Origin of the sequence: Streptomyces sp. NTH33, assembly GCF_003236365.1 — a bacterium.
Classification (GTDB): Bacteria; Actinomycetota; Actinomycetes; order Streptomycetales; family Streptomycetaceae; genus Streptomyces.
The window spans coordinates 1-22,758 of record NZ_POTZ01000028.1 but is presented as its reverse complement, the minus strand read 5'-3'; the positions used below and the strand labels follow the sequence as shown (position 1 = coordinate 22,758).

Sequence of the window (22,758 nt, the reverse complement as noted above, 5' to 3'; positions counted from 1 at the left end):
CCCTCGTCCCTCTTCACCACCACGCCACCTCCGTGTTCCTCGTCGCCGCGGAAGACGTCGTGGTCCGTGTGAGCCCCATCTCCCAGCAGCGCAACCTCGCGACGGCCGTCTCACTCACGCGCTGGCTCGTTGCGAGCGGCTTTCCGGCGACAGAACCCGCAGACGTGCCCCAGCCTGTGACGTACGAGCCTTACGCCGTCACGTTCTGGCGGCACTACCCGCAGCCCGCACGCGGCCGGCCCCCGGTCGGCCGGTTGGGCGACCTTCTACGGGCCCTGCACTCCCTGTCGGCCCCGCCGGTGACGCTGCCTCAGTATCAGCCCCTTTCCTCGCTCAGGGCTGTCGTGGAATCCAGCACGTGCCTTGGGCCCGATGTGCGAACGTGGCTCATGGAACGCAGGCAGGAACTCCTGAATGCCTACTCGGGGCTCGAATTCCCCCTGGGTTACGGCCACATCCACGGCGACGCCTACCCGGGCAACACCCTCTGGGACGTCCAGGGCATCAGGCTCGGAGACTGGGACGAGGCGGCGGTCGGGCCACGCGAGATCGATCTGGCCAATACGTTCCAAGGGGTCCGCTTCGGGCGTACCTCCGCAGAACTGGATGACTTCAGCCTCCGGTACGGCTACGACGTCAGGGAGTGGCCGGGCCTTCCCGTCCTGGTCGGCATGCGGGACCTGCACACGCTCGGCTCCTTCATTCGGCGTGCGGATCGCGGAGACATGGCCGCTGCCGGCCAGTTGTCGTATCGCATCGAGACGCTGAGAAACATGGACGATCAGGCGAAATGGGACTCGGCCTGAATGGTCCGTGATCGCTCCGGAACCAGCTGCCCTCTCCGTGCGGGCCCAGACCCGAGACGCCTGACGCAACCGGGTGGAGACGTACGGTGATGCCCCAGTCCGTGTAATCTTCGGGGTGCCCGGTGCTGTGTTCCACCTGGGACGACCGGGTTCGCGGCAATCAACTTCGGCTTGGAGGACGGGTGGCGGTACAGCGGATCTCGACCCGCAATGCCCGTTTCCAGCAGCTGCAGACGCTGCTCAACAACCGCACCAAGCGGGGGCGCGCCAGGGAGTTCCTGGTCCAGGGCGTACGTCCGATCACGATGGCCGTGGAGTACGGCTGGACCATTCGCTCGCTGCTCTACGACGACAGCCGTCCTCTCTCCCGATGGGCCGAGGACCTGCTGCGCCGTGTGGGTGCCGAACGCGTGGCGATGGCGCCGCAGTTGCTCGCCGAGCTCGGTGAGAAGGCCGACGGAGCCGTGGAGGTCCTGGCGGTGGTCGAGATGGCCCCGGACGGTCTGTCACGCATCAAGGTCCACGACGACTTCCTCGGTCTGGTCTTCGACCGGCCGACGCAGCCCGGCAACATCGGAAGTATCGTGCGGTCGGCCGATGCGTTCGGTGCCGACGGGCTCATCGTGACCGGGCACGCTGCGGATCCCTACGACCCCAAGTCGGTACGTGCCTCCACGGGGTCGTTCTTCGCCGTTCCCGTGGTGCGCAGCCAGTCGCACCACGAGGTCATGGAGTGGTTGGAGAAGGAGCGCGCTCGGGGGCGACCGGTGGCCGTCGTCGGCACGGACGAGCGCGGTGATGCCGACGTCTCGGAGTTCGACCTGACCCAGCCGGTCCTGCTGCTGATCGGCAATGAGACCGCGGGTCTCAGCGCGGCCTGGCGTGAGCTCTGCGACCACGTGATCAGCATTCCGATGACGGGCTCGGCCAGCTCCCTGAACGCGTCGAATGCCACCTCCGTCGTTCTTTACGAGGCGCGCCGTCAGCGTCTGAAGAAGCAGCGCACGGCGTGATCTGCCGAGGTCACCTCCAGACCTCGCCGCTGATCGCTCTTTTGTAGACGGCCAGGTACTGGCGGGCGATGGTGTGGTGGCCCCATCGGTCCACCGCTGTTTCGCGTACGGCCTGGGCGGTCGGCAGCGTTTCCAGCACCCGTTTCGCGTCCCTGGGTGTGATCTCGCGGCCGACTGGCAGCACCGTCCCGACGCCGGGGACGATCTCGGGCAGACATCCGTTGTCGCTGGCGATCACCGGGGTGCCGCTGGCGGCGGCCTCCGCGACCACGGTGGCGCCGGGTTCGGTCCATCGTCCGCCTAACGGCCCTCCCCACGGCTGGGACAGTACGAGCTGCGCTCGGGCTCGTGCGATGAGTCGGGTACGGGCGCTGCCGCCGACCTCGCCTATGTAGCGGACGGTGTGCGGGAAGTCGGTCAGCAGGGCGTCCAGGTAGTCCTTCTCCCAGGCTGGTCCGGCGACCGTCAGCGGCAGGCCGGCGGCGTGTGCGAACGCCGCCGCCTCGCGTACGCCCTTGTGCGCGGAGACCCGGCCCAGGAAGAGGAGGTAGTCGTCCTTCGCTTCCTGGAACGGATGTCGCGAGGGGTTGACCGGCAGCCTGATCAGCGGGGCGGACACAGACCCGGCGGCGGTGCGTTGTGCGCGGGAGAGGTAGATGCAGTTGCCCTGGCGCTCCGGCACGCCGTTGAGGTGGTGCGTGCTCACGGTCGGCCTGAGCCCGCCGGGTGGAAGCACGGCGGTGTTCGAGTGGTCGTGGATGATGTCCGGGGCGAACGCTTCGATGGCGGTGTAGATGTCGGCTGTCTCGACCGCGGCGGACACCGTGACACCTTCCTGGAGGGGACTTCCAGGGGCCCCGAGCAGCAGGATTTCGCACCCGGCCTCCAGCAGCCCGTCCATGAGCGTGGCGACGACCCACTGGATGCCGCCGTAGCCCTGGGGTGGCACGGTGATCCACTGGGTGGGGTCGGCTCCGTACCGGTACGGCGGAATGACCATGGCCACCTTCATCGGCCACCCCTGGTCTCGGCATCGGTGGCACCGGTCTGGCGCCGCGTGATGACCTCCCAGCAGACGCCGAGGAGGACGCTGGCGGTGTAGAGCACCGCGAGGGCGGCCCGCACCGGACGGGCGCCGTCCCCCGACCGGTTACGGCCCCATTCCTTCCCGATGCCTCGCCGCGCGTCGTTGCGCCGTGCTTCGCTGCGCCCCTGCCAGAAGGCGCGGCGCAACAGGTAGGCCAGGGTCAGCCGATGGGCGGGGATCAGGTGTCGGACCTCGGCGTCGTGCAGGATCGTCGCGGTGGCGCCGCGTGCGGTCATCTCCCGTACGAAGGTGGTGTCCTCGGCGGAGGTGAGGGAGCCGCCGATCCGGCCGAGGCGTTCGTCGAAGCCGACTCCGAGCAGGCGAGCGTGCTCGGAGTCGACGGCGAAGCTGCCGCCCCAGATCGACGCCGGCCGGGCAGGAGCGTGGGACCCGAGGTAGTGCAGTTGGCCCGATGTGAGGAACCACGGGCGACGGTGCCCCTGAAGATGGGCGGTGATCCTGGTCCCGGTGATATGTGCGCCGGCGGCCAGGGCGGCCCGCATCCGGGCCAGGGCCTCGGCGGTGGGGATGATGTCGTCGTCGAGGAAGACGAGGTGCCGTGTCGTGGCCTCCTTCATGGCCTTGTTGCGGCTGTGGGCGAGTCCCTGGTTCTCCTCGTTGCAGAGGACGCGGATGCGTGACAGCTGCGGCGAGGAGCTCGTGGGCAGTGCGGGAAGGTGCTGAGCGGGCATGTCCGCGATGATCAGCAGGCGGTCTTGGGGCCCGATCGCCGCGGCGGTGCGGGCTACAGCTCCCGGCAGGAGATCGGGGCGGTTGCTGCAGACGGCGATGGTGAGGGGCGGGTCAGCGCCGAGAGTCACGGGCGCACCCCCTGACCCGGCCACGGGTGGCGCTCTTCGCGGTCGACGGCCCGGAGAACGTCGGCCAGGTCTCTAAAGGCGGCGAGGGCCCAGTGCCTCGCCTTTCCCTCGGCTGTGTGGCCACGACGGGCTTTCACTTCGCGGTAGGCGGCCACGATCTCGGGATCGACCCGAGCAGGCACGTTCCATCCTCTGTCGGGGTTGACGATCGCTGCCGAGCAGCCGAGGGCGAGCGCCGGAGCAGCGTCGTGGTCAGTCCGGTCGCCGACAACCATGGTGTGTTCCGGCCTCCAGCCCAGATGGTCCAGGGCCCACTTGAAGAGGCACGGGTCGGGTTTGGAGTAGCCGACCAGGGAGTCGAGTACGACGAGTCGGACCTGTTGCTCGATGCCGATGGCACGCAGGGCGGCGAGGCATTCCGGGGGCTGGTTGGCGACGATGCAGACTTCGTACTCCCCGGCGAGTTGGCTGAGCGCGTCGACGGCTCCTGGAATGGGCTGGACGAGCGAGGTCCAGCGTTCGCGGACGCGCTGCCAGCTCTTCGTGCCGTTGGGTGGGAAGAGGCTAGGCGGGGGTGTTCCGGGTGCACGGTCCCCGTAGAAGTCGCGCATGGCCGGGAGGAAGGCGTCCATGGTGAGGGAGGGATCGTCCTTCCGCGCAAGCTCCCAGACACCCTGGAGCCAGGCGAGGTCGAAGGGCTCGTCGTAGTAGATGACGCCGCCGACATCGACGGCGAGCGTGCAGGCCGTCATGGCGTGACCGCCCGTCCCGAGGCCCAGGCGAACCATTCGGGCTTGTCCGCGGCGTCGTTCTCGATGCTGAGGGAGGTGGCGGGTTCCACGGGGCCGTGCTCGCGGGCCCAGGCCGCAGTGCGTCGCAGTCCGTCGGTGAGCGGGGTGTCGGTCCAGTCGCCGAGCGTCTTACGGGCGAGGCTGTTGTCGGTGAAGGCGGCGTGGACCTCGTCGCGGGCCGCCAGGTGCATGATCGGGTGATCGGGTGCGCCCATCGCGGTGCGCACGGCGTGCGCCATCTCCAGCACGGTGGTGGTGTGCGAGGAGCCGACGTTGAAGACCTGGCCCCAGGCGGCCGGCTGGTCGGCCGCGGCGAGGAAGGTGCCGACGATGTCCGGGGCGTAGGTGAAGGCGCGGATCTGGCTGCCGTTTCCGTACACGCTGATCGGTTCGCCGCGCATGATCTGGTTGAGGAAGATGGCGACGGCGTTGCGGTAGGGGTCGGCCATGTTCTGCCGCTCGCCGTACACGTTGTGCATGCGCAGGGCGAAGTACGGCAGGCCCTGAAGCTGCATGGTGACCGCGAGTTCGCGCTCCACGGCGAGTTTCGCGTTGCCGTAGCTGTCGGCCGGGATGGGCTGCTCGTCCTCGCGCATGGGGACGTGTCCGTGGCCGTACACGGCGACCGACGAGGCGAAGCCGAAGAACCTGACCTTGGCGGCCAGCGAGGCGTTGATCAGGTTGATGCTGCCGAGGAGATTGACGGAGTAGTTGTGGTGCTTGACGGCGTGGCTGATGCCTTCGGCGGCGAAGGCGGCCAGGTGGTAGACGCCGTCGAAGCGGTACGAGGCGAAGAGTTCGGCGACGGTGGCCCGGTCGGCGACCGAGCCGACGATGAGGGTCGCGTCGTCGGGCACGTTTTCGGTCCTGCCGCCGTCGAGGTTATCCAGGACTACGACGTCGTCGCCGTGCTCGATCAAGGATGCGACAAGGTGGGACCCGATGAAGCCGGCGCCGCCGGTGACCAGATGCGTGGGCATGGTTGTCGTGCCTCCCTTTCCGTGAGCCGGTCCCCGCTGCTGCCCAGGGGCAAGCCGCAGCGGGTCGTGCGGGATGCGGTGCGGACGGACCGCGTGTGGTGCTGGGGAGCTCAGGCTCCGAGGAGCCTGTTGATCTGGGCGAAGTCGCTGCGGGCGCGGTCGATGATCAACGGGAGCCGCTGCCGCAGGGTGGTGCGCAGCACGGCCGCGTCGGTGTCGTGGACGATCCGGTTGATGACGGTGTCGCCTCGGACGAAGGCACGGACGTCTGCGTGGATGTCATCGGTGTCGACGGTGTCGCCGTAGGTTTCGGCGAGCACCCCGTTGAACTTGTGCGAGTGTCCGATCGCGATCGCCGGGACGCCGCTGGACAGTGCGCCGATCGCGGCGTGCAGGCGCTCGGAGATGACGAGTTCGGCGTGAGAGAGCACGCCCTTGTAGTCACAGACCGTGAGCGCGCCGGGCAGCGTCATGACCTGGGGCATGCCGGCGGCCTCGGCGATGCGGGCCGCGAGGATCCGGTCGTCGTTGTGACGCCGGGAGTCGTGGCAGTGCGGCACGAGAACGACCGGCATCTTCCGGGTGCGGACGAGGGCGGTGGCCAGCCGCGTCAGTGCGGCTGCATGCTGGGCCTCCCCCAGGCCGCTGAAGCGGGTGATGCCCTGGCTGGGGATGAGGCAGACGTACGAGTCTTCGGGGGTGAGCCCCAGGGGCCTAAGCACGGCCGATGTCCGCTCGCCGGTGGCTGTCGGCAGCAGGAAGGCGGGGTCGGAGGACAGGCGCACACGGTGCTCGGGAAGGCCGAGCCCGTCCACGAGGTAGCCGTGGGAGATGCTCTCCCGGACGGTGAGCAGCCGGCAGCGGGCTGCGACCGTGACCCATGCCTCGGCGTCGGTGGGGTCGTCGAAGGGGCCGATGGACTGACCGATCATCGCTGTCGGAATGTCCCGCTGCTGCGCGGCGGTCAGGGCACGCAGGTACGGCGTGGAGACCCCGTAGTCCGAGGTGTGCAGGTCGCCCCCGGTGGCGATGACCAGGTCGGTCTCGGCGAGCAGTTGTTCCCTGCGTGCTGTCAGTTCGGCAGGGCTTTCCCGGGGACGCATCTGCTGCCAGGAGCGGGAGACGACGAAGGGATCGGCCACGCAGCGGGCGCCGGTGGGGGCGAGGACTTGCTCGTCGAGCGCCGGGGTCTGGGTGAGGACGGTGACCTTGTTGCCGCCTTCGGTGTTCAGCTGCTCGGCGATGGTGCGGGCCAGGGCCTCGACACCGCGGCTCTCGCAGCTGGTGATGCCGGTGATCAGGACGTTGGACACAGCGGACCTCGCAGGGGTCATCGGGTGAACCGCATGAGTTCGGCCAGAACGGCGTGGTAGTTGAAGCGCTCGTGGACTCGCCGCTGGATGGCTGCCAGCCGCTCGCGGTACCGGGCCGGCTCACGCGTCATCCGGGCAAGGGTGTCGACCGGATCGTCGTTGAGAAGGAAGAGCTCCACGTCGTCGCCGTAGAGTGCGGACAGGTAGCCCAGGTCCGGCCAGAGCGCGGGGATGCTGCCCGACGCCAGGGTCTCGAACATGCGAGGGGTCAGCAGCTCCATCCGCGCGAGCAGCGGACGGGCCAGCACGGGGGTGATCGCCGCCTGGGCCATGGCGGAGACCACGTGTCCGAACGGAACGGGCGGCGCCACCTCGACACCGTGATCCCGCATCCAGCCGGGCTCGTTGGCGGTGGCGGTCAGGTGGTCGGGGTGCGGATCGCCCGTCCACCAGCGTCCGCACACCCGGATACGCTCGATCGGTGGCTCGGCGGCGGCTGCGGCCCGGACGAGGCTGGTCATCGTGTTCCAGCGCCACCAGTTCGCGCCGACGTACTGCAGCTCGTACGGCAGGGACTGCGGGGTCGGGAGATCAGTGGCGAGCCGGTGGATGTCCGGCATTCCGAAGTAGCTGAAGAACTCGGCCCCGTCGGGGAGTCGTTCAGCAAGGCGGGGCTGCAGGATCACATCGCTGAGGTCGGCATACAGCTTGTGCCAGGACTCGATGGTGTCCGTGCCCGCGTTGTCGTCCAGGTCGGCGGTGACGTACGGGCCCCAGTGGCCGTCGGGGTCGAGGATGATGCGCCGCCGGCGCGGCACGGCCTCGCACAGTTCACGCTGCTGGGTGGAGAGGAACTGCCTGCTCTCGAAGACGAGGGCGAGGTGGGTGGCCCAGGTGAGGTCGTCCACGAGCGGCAGGTGGGCGTTCACCGTGCCGTCCAGGCGTGACAGTTGGCTGGAGACGCCGACCTCGCATCCGGCTGCCGAGGCGACCCGGGCGTACTCGGCGATCATGTGGCTGGAGCCCGCGTTCCAGTGGAAGACGCCGGCGAACAGAAACCGGGGTGTGGTCATCGCGCACTCCTTGCCTGCGGACGGCCGGAACCGTCCGTCTGCCGGCCGAGCCGACGGTGGGCGCGGCGGCGGGCCCGGATCAACGCTGCACGGCGCGCGAGCCAGCACACGGCCTCGGCGGTCTCCCACGTCCCGCGCCACCAGGTGGTCACTCCACCCACGCCACGCCCGCGCAGATCGTCCTTCAGCCACCGGCCGGCCAGCCGCAGCACGGGCAGCGGGCGCCAGTCGATGTCGGTGAGCAGGTAGTAGTAGCGGTTACGGCGCATCTGGATGCGCCGGTAACTGCTGCCTGCGGTTCCGCCGCCGCCGAAATGCTGTATCCCGACCTCGAGCAGGAGGGCGACGCGCCACCCGGCCCAGCGGGCACGGCGGCACAGATCGGTCTCCTCGTAGTAGGTGTGGAAGACCTCGTCGAAGAGTCCGACGGTGCGCAGCAGCTCAGCGCGGACGAAGAAGGCTGCCCCCTGGACGTACGCGTGCTCCAGGGTGTTCGGGGCACGGCCTTCGGGCGGGCCGGCGGGTGAAGGGTGGTTCGGCCAGTCACCGGCGAAGGCGTGCTGCTCGCCCCAGCGCAGAGCGGTCTTCGACCAATCGTTGTACGCGCCGAGGGCGGTGCTGCTGGACTCGTCGTACTCGTACTGCATGGGGCCGACCACGCCGTAGTCGGTCCAGGTCTCCATGAACTCGGTCAGGTCGCGCAGCAGGGACGTCGGAGTCTGGGTATCCGGGTTGGCGAGGAAGACGTAGTCGGCGCCGTCGTCGAGCGCCGCACGCATGCCGATGTTGTTGGCGCGGGCGAAGCCGACGTTCCCTTCGTTCTGGATGATCCGCACCTGCGGGAAGCGGTCCTTCACGAAGGCGGTGCTGCCGTCGTGGGAGTCGTTGTCGACATACCAGACCGCCAGGTCGATCCCGGGGATGTCGCTCTCCAGGAGTGAGGCTAAGCAGGGCTCCAGCCAGCGGTGCTCGTTGGTGCCCACCGTAATCGTCGCTACCCGTACGAGCGGCGCCTGTCCGGCGGAGTCGCGGCCGGTCACGGCAGCTCCAGGTCTGCGGGGGCGAACTCGACAACGATGCTGCGCCGGATGCGCGAGGACGTGTTGCGGCGCGAGGCATGGGCGATGCGTACGTCGTGGACGGCTACATCACCCGCTGCGAGCGAGACCGCGCGGACAGGGCCCTGCGCCTGGAGCGCTTCGGCGTCCTCGCCGTTGGACTGGAGGTGCGAGCCGGGGACGAATTCCAGGCACCCGTTGCCCGGGTCGGAGTCGTCGAGGAAGACGCTCAGGTTGCACACGGTGTGCGGCGGCACATCGGTCCGGTCGCGGTGCCAGGGCACGGGGGCGGCCACCTCGGGCAGTTTGACGATCATGGCACAGGCGGTGGCGCGGACGGGGCCACCAAGGATGGCGGCGGCCAGAGAATGCAGGGGGCTGCCGTTGGTGTAGAAGCGCGTCGATGCCGGTGCGCCCTGGTCCTGCAGGTTGTGGATCCGGTAGAGGACGGGTGTATCCGTGCCGGCGGGTGTGAAGTACCAGTAGTCGGGCGACCGGAAGCCGTCATTGGTGAAGCGCCGGATCAGGTTGCCAGCCTCGATGCGGAGCGCTTCAAGCGCCATCCCAGTGACCTGCTGGGGAAGAGCGGTGTAGCCGTCCGTATGAAAGTCTCGGAGAGGCTCCTCGCCGAGTGGCGACGCTAAGGCGTCGGTCGGGCGCGGTGGATGCTGGGTCATCGTTCCCTCGCTGCGGTGGGGGTGAGCTGCGTGGCGAACCAGTCGATGGTGGTGCTGAGGCCCTTGCGGAGGTCGGTCTCCGGCTTCCAGCCGCACTTCTCCCAGACCAAGGTGAGGTCGGGCCTGCGACGGCCCGGGTCGTCGACCGGGCGGTTGACGAACTCGATCGGAGACGAGGACCCGCACAGTTCACGGATCAGATGTGCGAGCTCCAGGACCGTGGTCTCGGCGGCGTTGCCCAGGTTCAGCGGGCCGGCGTGCTGACTTGCGGCGACGGCGAGGATGCCACGGACGGTGTCGTCCACATAGCACAGCGAACGGGTCTGCGAGCCGTCGCCGGTGACAGTCAGCGGTTCGCCCGCCAACGCTTGGCGGATGAAGGTCGGTACCGCCCGTCCGTCCTCGCCACGCATCCGCGGCCCGAACGTGTTGAAGATCCGCACGATCGCGGCGTCGACGCCATGCTCGGTGCGGTAGGCGATGGTCGCCGCCTCGGCGAACCGCTTCGCTTCGTCATACACGCTGCGCGGCCCGACCGGATTGACGTTGCCCCAGTACGACTCGCGCTGCGGATGCTCAAGCGGGTCGCCGTACACCTCAGAGGTGGAGGCGAGTATGAAGCGGGCCTTCTTGCGCCGGGCCAGTTCCAGCGTGTTGAGCGTTCCCTGCGAGCCGACCTGGAGGGTCTGGATGGGCAGACGCATGTAGTCCTGTGGGGAGGCCGGCGAAGCGAGGTGCAGCACTAGGTCAACAGCACCCGGTACCGTGAGCGGATCGGTGACGTCGTGAACCAGCAGCTCGAAACGGCCATCCGTCTGCCGATGCACGACGTTGTCCGCTGTGCCCGTAAGAAGGTTGTCGACGCACACCACGTCGACACCGCTGTCGAGCAGCAGATCGCACAGGTGGGAGCCGACGAATCCGCACCCCCCGGTGACGACGGCTCGGTGGAAAGGCGCTCGGCCCGCTAACGGAGCCTGCCTCCTTGTGGAGGTACTCATAACACCTCTTTCTCGCAATTCGGATGGAACTTGGCATGACTGTGCCCGCCCACGGGTGCGATCAGGGTGTGGCGGGCCCAGCCGGGTTTGGCCGGGCTGGTTTCCGCGAATAGATCGGAGCCGTGCTGATGAGTCCCCAGACGGCCTTGTCCGACGGGGAACGGTACCCAGCCACTCGTGGGTGAACTCTGTGACCAGAAGCCGTCCCGGCCGGTCTCCGCGTACTATTCGTCGTCCGACATCCTCGGCCTGCTGCCGACCGGGCCATCTACCTGGACGACACCATCTCCGTCAGCCGGCCAGACACCGAACTTCGCGGCACGGATACCCCATAAGCGTAAGGCCGTTGGCGATCAGTTCGACTATGACCATGACAGTGTCGACGATGACGCTCGGGCTCAATTCGTTGGTGAAACGGGCGCACGCAAGATGGCAGGCCACCCGGTCGGCAGCAAGGCTCAGCTGCGGAAGTGCTGTGCAACAAGGGCGTCTGCGTGGACTGCCCGGTGGTGATCATCAAGGTCATCGTCTGGCTCTCGCCAAACGTGGTCCCCTGGCCCAGCACGGTGTCACCTCCGTCGGAGGCCGCCGTGGGATGCGGAGCATGCTCGATCGGCCCGCACCCCACGATGGGCGGCGAGTTGCGCCCTCGTTCATGGGCGCTTATGAGAGTGCCGTCCGCGTCCCGCCGCACTAGTACGGCGTTCCGGACGCATCCCTTAAGCCTGGTGACCGTGGCGGCGAACCGCACATTTCACGAGTGATATCACTGGAGTGATGCAGGTGATCCAGCCAGTTTTTCGAGGACGCAACAGCGGTCACCTGCACGGGCCGACGCTCCGGGCAAGGTGTCCGCGCCTACAGTAAGCGTCAGCCCGCCTCCTGATCGTCTCCGGATTCGGAGCCTCTCGAGGCCGCTGGATCACCTGAGCGATACAACCGACGTGATGCGCGAAACCCGCCGCATAGGACGCGGTCTCAGACGGGGGGGATCGGTACTCAGGCCCGCTCCGCCTCTGCCGGCACGAGTCGACTCGTGAAGCCCTCGCTACGCAACCGTCCGAAAGCCGCCGCTGCCTCGTCAGAAATCTCTTGCTCGATCATGAACCCTTGCCGGGGGTACACCATGAACCGCTGCTGGGCCCCCACCAGCATGTCGATGACGAGACACGCGTCCTGGATCGAGTCGACGTACTCGGAGAGCGTCATGGGCGTGGACGCTCACCCACTCGACATCCGGCCAGAGCTTTCGCGCCGTTGCGTAGCCCGTCGCTCCTAGATGATCAATTCCAAGGGATACCTGCGGAGGGCGTGGGGTGGGCGGCGGCCATAGCCACCGCGAGACGGTCAGGTGGCGTGCTGCCGGTCCTGGTTGTCGAGGTGGCAGCGGGCGGTCAGGCGTCAGGGTCGACTTCGGGGTGCGTGAACCGCACGGGCTTGCCCAGCGACCGGGCGTAGGCGATTTCGGCTCGGGTGCTGTCTCCAATGTAGTCGCCGACTACGAGCACCTCATCAGCGAGCCGGATCTTCGCCCGGTGCAGATCGTCGAGTCGAACCTTCAGCGCCTCAGCCTCGGCAGGATCGGACCAAAGTTCGTGCGGCGACTTCATGTCGCAGCCCGGTTTGACGACAATCTTTCCGGCTTTGGTCTCCCGCAGATCGGCCTCGGTCATCTCGGTCATGAAGCGGGTGGAGCCGCAGATCACGACGATACGCGGGAGGCTCAGCTGCTTCTTCGCGTCGGCGAGCTTCTCCTCGGGGGTGAGCAGTTGCGGGTATGACACTGGTTCCTCCTGGTGGTGCGGTCCAAGGGGTGCCTGCGGAGACGAGAACGAGGGTGCCCAAGGTCGTTTTGTGACGAACGATGTGGACACCCTCGCGACAGCACTCTATGCGACGACCGACCGACGACATCCTGAAGGAGCATCCCGAGCTGGCGTCGTGGCGCCCGCCGGTCGGCATTACGCCCCGCCTGAGCGATGCCGAACTGCTCACCCTCGCCACGATGCAGGCCATACTCGGCTTCACCTCCGAGGCCAAATGGCTCCGCCATGCCCGTGCCCACCTGCGCCACCTCTTCCCCTACCTGCCCCAGCAGCCCGGCTACAACAAGCGGCTGCGCAAGGCCGCCGGTCTGATACGAAGCGTCAACCGGATCCTGGCCGCCACCACCTCGGTGTGGAGCGACGACGTATGGGTCGTGGACTCCACCCCGGTGGAATGCGGCCGCTCCCGCGAGACCGTCAAACGCTCCGACCTGGCAGGCTGGGCCGAATACGGCTACTGCGCCAGCCACAGCCGCTTCTTCTGGGGCCTGCGCCTGCACCTGGTCTGCACCCTTCAGGGCCTGCCCATCGCCTTCGCCCTGACCGGGGCCAAGGCCGACGAACGCGAGACCCTCCTCGACCTCCTGGCCGCCGAATCCGAGCTTCTGCGAGAGCGCCCCCGACAGACCCTCATCGGCGACAAGAACTACTTCGGCCGTGGTTTCGAACGCGAACTGTCCGAGCATGGAGTCCAGTTGCTGCGGCCTGCCCGTAAAGGTGAACGGGAACGGCCTGGCGCAGCCCTGTTCAAGCCGCTGCGGCAGGTCATCGAATCGATCAACGAGACCTTCAAGGGACAGCTTGACCTCGAACGGCACCGAGGGCGCACACCCGGAGGTGTCATAGCCCGCGTCATGCAACGCATTCTTGCGCTGACCGCCGCGATCTGGCACAACGACGCGACCGGACAAACCGTCTTACGCTCAGTGATCGCCTACGATCACTGACCCCTTGGAATAGATCATCTAGTATGGCTTGCTGACCAGTAGGGCCGACGAGACGGAAACACGCTGTTCTTCGAGCAGGACGCGGGAGAAGCGGATGTTCTCGCCTGTGTTCCTGGCCTTCGGCTCGACGATGATGGCGCTCGCAGGAACCCCCAGCTCCACCGCGCGGTCCCGGTAGTGTTCGGCTTCACCGCGGGGCATCCGCTCACGCATGGTACGGCTGGTCGCTCCAGTGAAGACAATGAGCGGTGCCATGCCACGGTGGTACAGGTCTGCGGTAGTGGCGGCCACCCCCAGGTCGTGGCTCCGGGTCCGATCGCCACGGAGCAAGGGCGCAACTCGTGGCTCATCTGCTGGAAGTCTGAGGTTTCCCCGAGATGCGGCATGGCGTGCCGTGAGGCGTTTGATAGCCAGAGGACTTCAGGTGATTGAGGTGAGGCCCAGCGAGGTCGCGTCTGGTTGCTGTCGGTGACCGTCGTTCCTCGACCTCCCCCTGTCATCCAGGCGGCCGGGGGATCGCGTATGCCTTCCGGTGCAGTCCGTGCTTCGGGGCCTCGAAATCGCTCACGGCAGACGATAAAGATCGGGAACGGACTGGAACCCTCCTCGGAGGTATGTCAACGTACAACACCCCGGATCGGCGGTCGGTAAGTGACCTGCCGGGTGAACCGATGAGGAGCCTTTTCGTTCATGCAAGTTTTCCGATCCGTCCGACTGACAGTCCGTGTCCTCCTTGACTCGGGGTACGGCAAGCACGGGGGTCGCGCAATCACCATCCGACTCGAAGAAGACCTGGTTCGGTAGGACTACGAGGGCGGGGTCGGCCCGATCGCGAGCGAAACATAGACCACGATCGCCGGTTAGCCAAACCGGCGATCGTGGTGACCATTGGGGGTGTTCGCGCTCGGCTGTACTTGGCGGTGGAGCCGAAGCGAGCGGTAGGCCACGCCGTGCCTTCGAGAGGAGTCATCGACCGGCTCTGGCCTGCAGACCACCGAACAACGCCCGTCCGTTGATGCCGTGATGGCTGCGTGCGGTCCGGGTGGAGACGCTCCTCGTTCTCAGCAAGGAAACCATCTCATGTGCCGATCCGCGATGCCCCCTGCGCTCTTTCAGCTTCATCAGGAACTGTCATCGGACCTGGTCGCTGTCATGTCACACGTCGTGAACGGCGAGGTCGTCTCGTGACGGCAACGATCAGGCAAGGACAGAAGCTGACGGTGGACGAGGTATGCGCTGAGCTGCAGATCGCGCGATCGACCTTCTACGACTGGCGGCAGAAGGGGCGTGGCCCCCGCTGTATCCGACTTCCCAACGGGACTCTCCGAATACGGCGCACAGACTTCGAAAACTGGCTGACTGATTGTGAGGATCGCCCCTGATGGAGGGCACGTTCGACGTCCGGATCTTCAGCATCGAGCCCCGCAAGCGCAAGAGCGGGTACACGTACCGAGTCGTGTGGACCGTCAACAAGCGCAAGCACAGCGAAACCTACCCCACCAAGGGGCAGGCCGACGGCCGACGCGCAGAGCTGAAGACAGCGGCCAACAATGGGGTCCCCTTCAGTACCATCACCGGCCTGCCCATCACGTTCGCCAGCAAGGCGGCGGAGAAGGGCTGGTACTCCTTCGCTACCGAGTACGTGGACTGGAAGTGGGCTCGGTCCAGTGGAAACAGCCGCAAGAACGTGGCCAAGGCGATGACCGCCGCCACGATCGCCTTGCTCCGGACTCAGCCGAGCCAGTTCGATCCTCGGGACGTGCGCACGGCCCTGCGGGAGTACGCCTTCAATACCAAGCGACGCTCCTCGTCGCTGCCCGATGAGGTGCGGGAGATCCTCAACTGGGTCGAGCGCAATACCCTGCCGATGTCGGCCTGGGAGGACACAGCGAAGGCCGAGGCCGTGGTCGCTGCACTCGGCACGCTCCTGGACGGTACCGCCGCGGCGGCCAGCTCGGTGACCCGAAACCGTCGCATCATGAGCCTTGCCCTGGACTACGCGGTGAAGCACAACGTCCTCAGAACCAACCCCCTGACCAAGATCGGCAAACAGGACAGTGCGCCGAGGGTCGGCCAGGCCATCAGCAAGCGATCCCTGCTCAACCCCTCGCAGGTCGCGGCGCTGCTCGAATGGATAGGCAAGCGGCCTCGCCGCGGTCTGCTCTATCAGGCGTTCTTCGCCACGCTCTGTTACGCCGGCCTGCGTCCCGAGGAAGCCGTCGCCCTGCGCGTGGCGGACGCCACACTCCCCGATTCGGGGTGGGGTGAGTTCATCGTCCACAAGGCCCAACCCGAGGTCGGCAGCCAGTGGACGGACACCGGCGATGTCCATGAGGACCGCTTCCTCAAGGGCCGGGCCGAGGGCGACACCCGCACGGTGCCGATCCATCCGGACCTGGTGGTCCTCCTGCGTCAGATCATTGCCAAGTACAAGCTCAAGCCGGAGGGGCTTCTGTTCCCCGGCGAAGGCGGGAAGACGCTCGCCGGCTCTGTCTTCAGACGTGTCTGGGACAAGGCGCGCAGGGAGGTGCTTACTCCACACGAGTACAATTCGCCCGCAGGAAAGCGTGTGTACGACTGCCGCCACACCTGCCTCACCGGATGGCTGAATGCGGGCATCCCCCCGGCGCAGGTCGCCGAGTGGGCGGGCAACAGCGTGCCGGTTCTCCTGGCGATCTACGCGCGGTGCATCGTCGGGCAGCTGGCCGACTACCTGAAACGGATCGAAGAGGTCCGGTACCTGCCAGTAGCAGCGTGAAGCGGTCCGGGGCCTCCTCCAGTGGGCCCCGGACCGCTTCTGCGTACGCCCGGAGGACGTGCCCGGGCCCGCCGAGGGCCGGAATCCTGGGGGACACATGGGGGACAGACACCCGTAGAAGCCCGGTTTCAGCCGTTGCCAGTCGGACTGGAGACCTTCCCGGGCGTTCCCGTCCGACCTGGCCGCCGGAGTCGGTGACACGCCTTCTGAGCAGGCAAAACGCCCTCCCGGAAGGAGGGCGTCGCTCGGCGCCCCCGGCAGGACTCGAACCTGCGGCCAAGCGCTTAGAAGGCGCCTGCTCTATCCACTGAGCTACGGGGGCCTGGTGTGGTGGCCTCTGCCCTGGCGCCCGGGTGCGGGCTGATCCCTGACATCGCCGGGGACAAGGATAGGGCTCCCGGATCCATGTCCCTGTTGCTTCGCCTCCGTGGCTCAATGTGGAGGTTCGGTGAAGCGGTCCCGATAATCGCAGGCAGGTACGAATCCTGCATCGCTTTTGACGTCCGGCGCACCTGGTGTTGTGCACTCGTTATGCCTGGACTCCATCCGTGTCCCGGTCGCCCTTTCCGTCCCTTGTGTTCCGTCGGCGCGCGTACATGCTCATATGCTTCAGAATTCCCCTAAAATTGGGCATTCTTCGCATGTGGTGACCTTGGACGTACGGCCTCAACTGCTCGACGCACTCTCCGCCCTGCGCGACCGTGTCGCCGCCGCACGCTTCCCGCTGCCCCTGGAAGGGGCGCCCCGCGCGCGTGCCAACCGCGACGAACTGCTCGCCCAGCTCGACGACTACTTGGTGCCCCGGCTCAGAGAGCCCCAAGCGCCGCTGCTGGCGGTCGTCGGAGGATCCACGGGCGCCGGAAAGTCCACCCTGGTCAATTCCCTTGTCGGGCGACGGGTCAGCGAGGCCGGCGTGCTGCGGCCGACCACCCGCACCCCGGTACTGGTCTGCCATCCGGAGGACCACCACTGGTTCAGCGGCATGCGCGTCCTGCCCCACCTCACGCGCGTGTGGGTGCCCCGGGACGAACCCGGCCCCGCGGACGACATGCTGACGCACGGGCACGACTCCTCGCGGATCCTGCGCGTGGAGACCGTCGAGACCCTGCCGCCCGGCCTCGCCCTGCTCGACGCGCCCGACATCGACTCCCTGATCGCCGACAACCGCGTCCTCGCCGCCGAGCTGATCTGCGCCGCCGACATCTGGGTCATGGTCACCACCGCCGCCCGGTACGCCGACGCCGTCCCCTGGCACCTGCTGCGCGCCGCCAAGGAGTACGACGCCACGCTCGTGACCGTGCTGGACCGGGTGCCGCACCAGGTCGTCTCCGAGGTCTCCCGCCAGTACGGGGCGCTGCTCACCAAGGCCGGGCTCGGCCACGTACCGCGGTTCACCGTGCCGGAGCTGCCCGAGTCGGCCTGGGGCGGGGGCCTGCTGCCCGCCACCGCAGTCGCCCAGCTGCGCACCTGGCTGGTCCACCAGGCCCAGGACCCCGCCGCCCGGCAGTACGTCATGGGCCGTACGGTCCACGGCCTGCTCGACTCGCTGAAGTCCCGGATGCCCGAGCTGGCCGGCGCCGCCGCCGCCCAGTACGCGGCGGCACTGCGGCTCACCTCCGCCGTCGACAGCGCCTACGACAGCGAGTACGCGCGCGTGCGGGGCCGGCTGCAGTCCGGCGCCGTGCTCGCCGGGGACGCCCTGAAGCGGTGGCGCGCCTTCCCCCTGGACTGCTCCGCCGACGAACTGCTCGACGCGCTCGTGGAGAGCCTCGGCGCCCTGCTGCTGTGCGCGGTCACCGCCGCCGACGAGCGCATCGACGGGGCATGGCGGCGCGAGCCGGCCGCCGGCGCCCCCGAACTCGCCGACCGCGACCCGGCGCCGGAGAGCGCCGAGCACCGCATCGGGCTGGCCGTACGGCGGTGGCGGCGCGAACTCGAGGAGTACGCCGAGGACGAGGTGCGCGAGCTGGAGCGCAGCGTCGCGCCGGACTCGGAGGTCGTCGCCGCCCTGGCCGCCACTGGGCTGCTGGGGGGCCGCCGGGCGCGGTCCGCGGGCGAGGGGCTCGCCGAGCGGATCGGCGCGCACGGGGCGCTGCGGCTGCGCGACCGCGCCGGACGGCTGCTCGCCGACCTCCTGGACCGGGTGATGCACAAGGAGCGCGAGCGGCGCCTGGCCCCGCTCGACGCCCTCGAGGTGCACCCCGAGCCACAGGCCGAACTGATCGCCGCGCTGTCCGTACTGCTGAAGGAGAGGTGACCGGTGACCGCCGTCACTGACCAGGACCGAACGGAACACACGGGACACACGGAACACACCGGGCAGACGGAAGGCGCCGTCGCCACCGAGGGCAACAGGCCGGGCGGACAGGAGACAGGGGAGGACGGGATCGAGCACTTTCAGGCGGCCCAGGACATGCCGGAGACCGGGAACACGGAGCAACCGGGGAGTGCCGAGGAGCGCCGTCTCTCCGCTCCCGCGGCGGCGGAGCACGGCGGGGCCGCGCACGCCCGCACGCGCGTGCAGCACGACGGCCGCCCCAGGCACGCGAGGGACAACGACCGCCCCACGCGCGCGAGGGACGAAGGCACTCCGAGCCGTACGGAGTCCGACGACGCCTGGGACGACGGACTGATCGCGCGCCGCGTCACCGAGCCGGCCACCACCGGCGCCGCGCCCCTCGCGCCCCTCATGCCTCTCCTGTCCGTCGAGCCCAGGCCCTCCAGGCCGCTGCCGGTGCCCCCGCTGGAGTACGACCCACCGCTGCGGTCACGGCTGGACGCGCTGCGCGAACTGGTGGGCCTGTCCCGTACCCGGCTCGACAGCGGCACCCTCTCCGAGGCGAGCCGCGTCCTCGACGAGGCGGCGGCGCGGCGCCGGCTCTCCGGGCAGCACACCGTCGTCGCCATCGCGGGCGCCACCGGCAGCGGCAAGTCCCAGTTGTTCAACGCGCTCGCGGGAGTGGCCATCTCGGAGACCGGCGTACGCCGGCCGACCACCGCGGCACCCATCGCGTGCAGCTGGAGCGACGGCGCGGCGAGTCTCATCGACCGCCTCGGCATCCCGGGGCGGCTGCGCAGACGTCCCCTGCAGGGCCCGGAACCCGACCCGCAGCTGCGCGGGCTGGTCCTGGTCGACCTTCCCGACCACGACTCGGCCGCCGTGCAGCACCGCGAGCACGTGGACCGCATCCTCGCTCTCGTCGACGCCGTCATCTGGGTCGTGGACCCGGAGAAGTACGCGGACGCCGTCCTCCACGAGCGCTACCTGCGTCCCATGGCCGGCCACGCGGAGGTCATGTTCGTCGTCCTCAACCAGGTCGACCGGCTGCCCGGCGAGGCCGCCGACCAGGTCCTGGACGACCTGCGCCGGCTGCTCGACGAGGACGGGATCGCGCTCGGCGAGCACGGCGAGCCGGGCGCCACCGTGCTCGCGCTGTCCGCGCTCACCGGGGACGGCGTCGACGAACTGCGCGAGGCGCTCGGACAGTTCGTGGCCGAGCGCGGTGCCGCGGGGCGGCGGATCTCGGCCGACGTGGACACCGCGGCGGTGCACCTGCGGCCCGTGTACGCCACCCGGAGGAGCGCCGGGCTCAGCGAGGAGGCGCGCGAGGAGTTCGCGGCCCGGCTCGCGGACGCGGTGGGTGCCACCGCGGCGGGCGAGGCGGCCGAGCGGGCCTGGCTGCGCAACGCGGGCAAGGCCTGCGGCACACCCTGGCTGCGGCTGTGGCGGTGGTGCCAGGACCTGCGCGAGCCGCCCACCGGCCGCCTGTCGCTGCGCACGCAGCCGGACGAGGAGGCCACCGCCCGGCAGCGCGTCGAACAGGCGGTGCGCACGGTGGCCGACCGGGCCTCGGCCGGCCTGCCCCCGGCGTGGGCGCAGGCGGTGCGCGAGGCCGCCGTGCGCGGCGCCCAGGGGCTGCCCGAGGCGCTGGACGAGCTGGCGGCGCGCACCGGGCTGCCCCCGGGGCGGCCGCCGCGCCCGGGCTGGTGGCCGGCCGCGGTCCTCGCACAGGCGGCGATGACGATCCTCCAGGTCATCGGGGGACTGTGGCTGGTCGGCCAGATCGTCGGGGTGATGGCGCCGAACCTGGGGGTGCCGGTGCTGCTCATGATCGCCGGCATCGTCGGCGGGCCGCTCGTGGAGTGGAGCTGCCGGATCGCGGCACGCGGACCGGCACGGCGGTACGGGCAGGAGGCGGAGCGCCGGCTGCGGGAGGCCGCGGCGGGGTGCGGCCGTGCCCGGGTGCTGGATCCGGTGGCGGCGGAGCTGCTGCGGTACCGGGAGGTGCGCGAGCAGTACGCACGGGTCATGGGGACAGGGGCGCGGTGAGGCGGGGCGGGGACCTCTGTCACCCGTACGGGTGAGGGAGTTTTCCACAGGCAGGCGGTGGTCCACAGGTCTCAGCGGGTCCGGCCCGGCGGAGGCAGTCTGGTACCGCGGCGATCGCGACGGACGCGGTCGTCACGGCAGACGCAGCCGTACGGGACGGGCCCGTACGTGTGTCCGCCCGGCCCGGACGGCCGGGTGGAGGAGGGGACGGACGATGAACGAGACGATCGTGTGCACCGTGGGCAACGTGGCGACGCAGCCGGTGCACCGGGAGCTGCCCTCTGGTGCCTCGGCACGGTTCCGGCTGGCGGTGACCTCGCGCTACTGGGACCGGGAGAGGAACGCCTGGACGGACGGGCACACCAACTTCTTCACGGTGTGGGCCAACCGTCAGCTCGCCGGCAACGCGGTGGCGTCGCTGAACGTGGGCGACCCCGTCATCGTGCAGGGCCGGCTGAAGGTGCGCACGGAGACCCGCGACGGCACCAGCAGGACCTGGGCGGACATCGACGCCCTGGCGATCGGCCACGACCTGGCGCGGGGCACGACGGCCTTCCGGCGCACCGTCAGGACGGAGCCGCAGCCCGTGGGTTCGCCCCCGAGGCCGGAACCCACGTGGGAGACACCGTCCCCGGATGCGCCCTCCCCGGACGCGCTCTCACCGCAACGGCCGGATCCGACGGCCGCGGTGACGGCCTGACCGGGAGCGTGAGCCGATCTTGGTCATAACGATTCTGATTCGGATCAGCCATCTGACGATACGACAGTCAAGTGGCGGTACGGGCGGTCCTTAGGATGCCGGGCATGGCTCTCGGGGCTTGAAGATTCTGCTGGTGGGACCGCGCCCCCCACGTCAACGAGTCCTGCTCGAAGGGGAATTCTGTGTGTGCTTCGTACTCCGCGCCGTCCGCGCGCGGGCGAGGGGCGGCCCGTCTCGCCGCCGCGACCCTGGTGTCGGGACTCGTCGCCGCCGGTGTGATGACCACCGCCGGCCCGGCCGCCGCCGAGGGGACGCCGCAGAGTCCGGGCGGGGCGAGTGCCACCCTGGGCGGCCTGAAGACCTACGGCACCGCCGTCATCCATGACGACGGAGGGGACCACCAGGTCTCCGCGGGCCTGTTCGAGATGTCCGTCGACGGCGGCGGCACCCTGCAGACCTACTGCATCGACATGCACAACCCCACCCAGCGGGACGCCAAGTACCACGAGACGCCGTGGAGCGGCACCTCGCTGGCGGCCAACAAGGACGCCGGGAAGATCCGCTGGATCCTGCAGAACTCCTACCCGCAGGTGAACGACCTCGCGGCGCTCGCCACCAAGGCGGGCGTGAAGAACCTCACCGAGCAGGACGCGGCGGCCGGCACCCAGGTGGCCATCTGGCGCTACTCCGACGGCGCGGACGTTGACGCCGTCGACCCGGAGGCCGAAAAGCTCGCGGACTACCTGGAGAAGAGCGCCCGCGACCTGCCCGAACCGCGGGCCTCGCTGACCCTCGACCCGCCGGCCGTCTCCGGTCACCCGGGCGAGCGGCTCGGCCCGGTGACGGTGCGCACGGACGCGAGCAGCGTGACGCTCACGCCTCCCGCGGGCGCCGCCACCAGCGGTGTGCGGATCGTCGGCAAGGACGGCAGGGAGATCACGTCCGCCAGGAACGGCAGCCGGGTGTTCTTCGACGTCCCCGAGGACACCGCGGACGGCGCGGCCACGCTGACCGCGCAGGCCTCCACCACCGTGCCGGTCGGCCGCGCCCTCACCTCCGACAGCCGCAGCCAGACGCAGATCCTGGCCGGCTCCAGCGAGTCCACGGTCTCCGCGACCGCCCGTGTCACCTGGGCCGCGAAGGGCGCGATACCCGCGCTGTCCGCGGCGAAGAACTGCGCCGAGGGCGGCCTGGACATCACCGCGGCCAACAAGGGCGACGAGCCGTTCACCTTCGAGCTGATGGGCACCCGGCGCACCGTCGCCGCGGGCGCCACCGAGACGGTGACGATCCCGCTCCAGGAGGACCAGGCCTACGACTTCACGATCACCGGCCCGGGCGGCCACGGACAGCGCTTCACCGGCGTCCTGGACTGCGAGACCCAGGGCAGCCCGGCCGGCATCACCACCCAGGCGCTCGGCGAGCCCAGCCCCGCCACGGTCGGCCCCCCGGCCACCGACACCAACCTCGCCGACACCGGCGGCACCGACACCACCCCCCTGATCGCCATGACCGGCCTCAGCCTGCTGGTCCTGGGCGCCACGGCCCTGAGCATCGTCCGCAAGAAGAGGACGACC

The 22,758-nt window shown here is 69.1% G+C and carries 18 protein-coding genes, 1 tRNA gene and 3 pseudogenes; 9 read left to right on the top strand and 13 right to left on the bottom strand.

Annotation, left to right across the window (positions count from 1 at the left end; all coding sequences use genetic code 11):
* Positions 1–32 precede the first annotated feature (32 nt).
* On the top strand, positions 33–806 hold the full coding sequence (locus C1I97_RS04980) for a phosphotransferase family protein (protein ID WP_258382428.1): 774 nt from the start codon (positions 33–35) through the stop codon (positions 804–806).
* Positions 807–988: 182 nt separating this feature from the next.
* Positions 989–1,819: an RNA methyltransferase gene (locus tag C1I97_RS04975; RefSeq protein WP_111002000.1), complete on the top strand. Its 831-nt coding sequence runs from the start codon at positions 989–991 to the stop codon at positions 1,817–1,819.
* A 10-nt stretch (positions 1,820–1,829) separates the two neighbouring features.
* Here C1I97_RS04975 and C1I97_RS04970 read toward each other — a convergent pair whose 3' ends face one another.
* From C1I97_RS04970 to C1I97_RS04920, 11 genes and pseudogenes are all read right to left on the bottom strand, one after another.
* The gene (locus C1I97_RS04970; RefSeq protein WP_258382427.1) at positions 1,830–2,819 is read right to left on the bottom strand and encodes a glycosyltransferase; all 990 of its coding nucleotides are present in this window, start codon (positions 2,817–2,819) and stop codon (positions 1,830–1,832) included.
* An 8-nt stretch (positions 2,820–2,827) separates the two neighbouring features.
* Entirely contained in the window at positions 2,828–3,727 is a 900-nt protein-coding gene (locus C1I97_RS04965; RefSeq protein WP_181446573.1) for a glycosyltransferase, read from the bottom strand.
* Positions 3,724–4,479: an HAD family hydrolase gene (locus C1I97_RS04960; protein ID WP_181446572.1), complete on the bottom strand. Its 756-nt coding sequence runs from the start codon at positions 4,477–4,479 to the stop codon at positions 3,724–3,726. The genes C1I97_RS04965 and C1I97_RS04960 overlap by 4 nt, the downstream gene beginning before the upstream one ends.
* A complete protein-coding gene (locus C1I97_RS04955; RefSeq protein WP_111001996.1) occupies positions 4,476–5,498 on the bottom strand; it encodes an NAD-dependent epimerase/dehydratase family protein in 1,023 nt (340 codons plus the stop codon). Before C1I97_RS04955 ends, C1I97_RS04960 begins: the two co-directional genes overlap by 4 nt.
* A 110-nt stretch (positions 5,499–5,608) precedes the next feature.
* Positions 5,609–6,832, bottom strand: a complete 1,224-nt coding sequence (locus tag C1I97_RS04950) for a polysaccharide pyruvyl transferase family protein (protein WP_111001995.1) — start codon at positions 6,830–6,832, stop codon at positions 5,609–5,611.
* Positions 6,829–7,884: a glycosyltransferase family protein gene (locus C1I97_RS04945; RefSeq protein ID WP_111001994.1), complete on the bottom strand. Its 1,056-nt coding sequence runs from the start codon at positions 7,882–7,884 to the stop codon at positions 6,829–6,831. The genes C1I97_RS04950 and C1I97_RS04945 overlap by 4 nt, the downstream gene beginning before the upstream one ends.
* The gene (locus C1I97_RS04940; RefSeq protein ID WP_111001993.1) at positions 7,881–8,924 is read right to left on the bottom strand and encodes a glycosyltransferase family 2 protein; all 1,044 of its coding nucleotides are present in this window, start codon (positions 8,922–8,924) and stop codon (positions 7,881–7,883) included. The genes C1I97_RS04945 and C1I97_RS04940 overlap by 4 nt, the downstream gene beginning before the upstream one ends.
* The gene (locus C1I97_RS04935; protein WP_111001992.1) at positions 8,921–9,619 is read right to left on the bottom strand and encodes a phytanoyl-CoA dioxygenase family protein; all 699 of its coding nucleotides are present in this window, start codon (positions 9,617–9,619) and stop codon (positions 8,921–8,923) included. The genes C1I97_RS04940 and C1I97_RS04935 overlap by 4 nt, the downstream gene beginning before the upstream one ends.
* A complete protein-coding gene (locus tag C1I97_RS04930) occupies positions 9,616–10,620 on the bottom strand; it encodes a UDP-glucuronic acid decarboxylase family protein (RefSeq protein WP_111001991.1) in 1,005 nt (334 codons plus the stop codon). The genes C1I97_RS04935 and C1I97_RS04930 overlap by 4 nt, the downstream gene beginning before the upstream one ends.
* Before the next feature lie 999 nt (positions 10,621–11,619).
* A pseudogene (locus C1I97_RS04925) lies at positions 11,620–11,884 on the bottom strand (YdcF family protein); the annotation flags it as partial.
* A 130-nt stretch (positions 11,885–12,014) separates the two neighbouring features.
* Positions 12,015–12,404 (bottom strand): hypothetical protein, encoded by a 390-nt coding sequence (locus C1I97_RS04920; RefSeq protein ID WP_111001990.1) that lies wholly within the window; start codon positions 12,402–12,404, stop codon positions 12,015–12,017.
* 70 nt (positions 12,405–12,474) lie between these two features.
* Here C1I97_RS04920 and C1I97_RS04915 point away from each other — a divergent pair.
* Positions 12,475–13,393 (top strand): annotated as a pseudogene (locus C1I97_RS04915) (IS982 family transposase).
* Positions 13,394–13,414: 21 nt separating this feature from the next.
* Here C1I97_RS04915 and C1I97_RS04910 read toward each other — a convergent pair.
* Positions 13,415–13,779: pseudogene (locus C1I97_RS04910) on the bottom strand (YdcF family protein); the annotation flags it as partial.
* A gap of 645 nt (positions 13,780–14,424) precedes the next feature.
* Between C1I97_RS04910 and C1I97_RS42910 the strand changes: the two are divergent.
* A complete protein-coding gene (locus C1I97_RS42910) occupies positions 14,425–14,775 on the top strand; it encodes a helix-turn-helix transcriptional regulator (RefSeq protein ID WP_441349084.1) in 351 nt (116 codons plus the stop codon).
* Positions 14,775–16,151 carry a tyrosine-type recombinase/integrase gene (locus tag C1I97_RS04900; protein WP_181446571.1) on the top strand — a complete coding sequence of 459 codons (1,377 nt, stop codon included), beginning with the start codon at positions 14,775–14,777 and terminating at the stop codon, positions 16,149–16,151. The genes C1I97_RS42910 and C1I97_RS04900 overlap by 1 nt, the downstream gene beginning before the upstream one ends.
* A 249-nt stretch (positions 16,152–16,400) precedes the next feature.
* Here the strand turns inward: C1I97_RS04900 and C1I97_RS04895 are convergent.
* A tRNA-Arg gene (locus C1I97_RS04895) sits at positions 16,401–16,473 on the bottom strand.
* A gap of 321 nt (positions 16,474–16,794) precedes the next feature.
* Here C1I97_RS04895 and C1I97_RS04890 point away from each other — a divergent pair.
* From C1I97_RS04890 to C1I97_RS04875, 4 genes are all read left to right on the top strand, one after another.
* Positions 16,795–18,408, top strand: coding sequence for a dynamin family protein (locus C1I97_RS04890; protein ID WP_111001989.1), 1,614 nt, complete (start codon positions 16,795–16,797; stop codon positions 18,406–18,408).
* 3 nt (positions 18,409–18,411) lie between these two features.
* Positions 18,412–20,481 (top strand): YfjP family GTPase, encoded by a 2,070-nt coding sequence (locus tag C1I97_RS04885; RefSeq protein ID WP_181446570.1) that lies wholly within the window; start codon positions 18,412–18,414, stop codon positions 20,479–20,481.
* A 214-nt stretch (positions 20,482–20,695) separates the two neighbouring features.
* The gene (locus C1I97_RS04880; RefSeq protein WP_111001988.1) at positions 20,696–21,181 is read left to right on the top strand and encodes a single-stranded DNA-binding protein; all 486 of its coding nucleotides are present in this window, start codon (positions 20,696–20,698) and stop codon (positions 21,179–21,181) included.
* Between the two features lie 182 nt (positions 21,182–21,363).
* Positions 21,364–22,758, top strand: a 1,395-nt coding sequence (locus tag C1I97_RS04875; protein WP_181446569.1) for a Cys-Gln thioester bond-forming surface protein, incomplete at its 3' end; no start/stop codon positions are given.

Bases quoted from the DNA above. Each gene is read 5' to 3' on its own strand.
- C1I97_RS04880 (WP_111001988.1), top strand. From the start codon at position 20,696: ATGAACGAGACGATCGTGTGCACCGTGGGCAACGTGGCGACGCAGCCG.
- C1I97_RS04945 (WP_111001994.1), bottom strand. From the start codon at position 7,884: ATGACCACACCCCGGTTTCTGTTCGCCGGCGTCTTCCACTGGAACGCG.
- C1I97_RS04935 (WP_111001992.1), bottom strand. From the start codon at position 9,619: ATGACCCAGCATCCACCGCGCCCGACCGACGCCTTAGCGTCGCCACTC.
- C1I97_RS04950 (WP_111001995.1), bottom strand. From the start codon at position 6,832: ATGACCCCTGCGAGGTCCGCTGTGTCCAACGTCCTGATCACCGGCATC.
- C1I97_RS04900 (WP_181446571.1), top strand. From the start codon at position 14,775: ATGGAGGGCACGTTCGACGTCCGGATCTTCAGCATCGAGCCCCGCAAG.
- C1I97_RS04955 (WP_111001996.1), bottom strand. From the start codon at position 5,498: ATGCCCACGCATCTGGTCACCGGCGGCGCCGGCTTCATCGGGTCCCAC.
- C1I97_RS04970 (WP_258382427.1), bottom strand. From the start codon at position 2,819: ATGGTCATTCCGCCGTACCGGTACGGAGCCGACCCCACCCAGTGGATC.
- C1I97_RS04960 (WP_181446572.1), bottom strand. From the start codon at position 4,479: ATGACGGCCTGCACGCTCGCCGTCGATGTCGGCGGCGTCATCTACTAC.
- C1I97_RS04930 (WP_111001991.1), bottom strand. From the start codon at position 10,620: ATGAGTACCTCCACAAGGAGGCAGGCTCCGTTAGCGGGCCGAGCGCCT.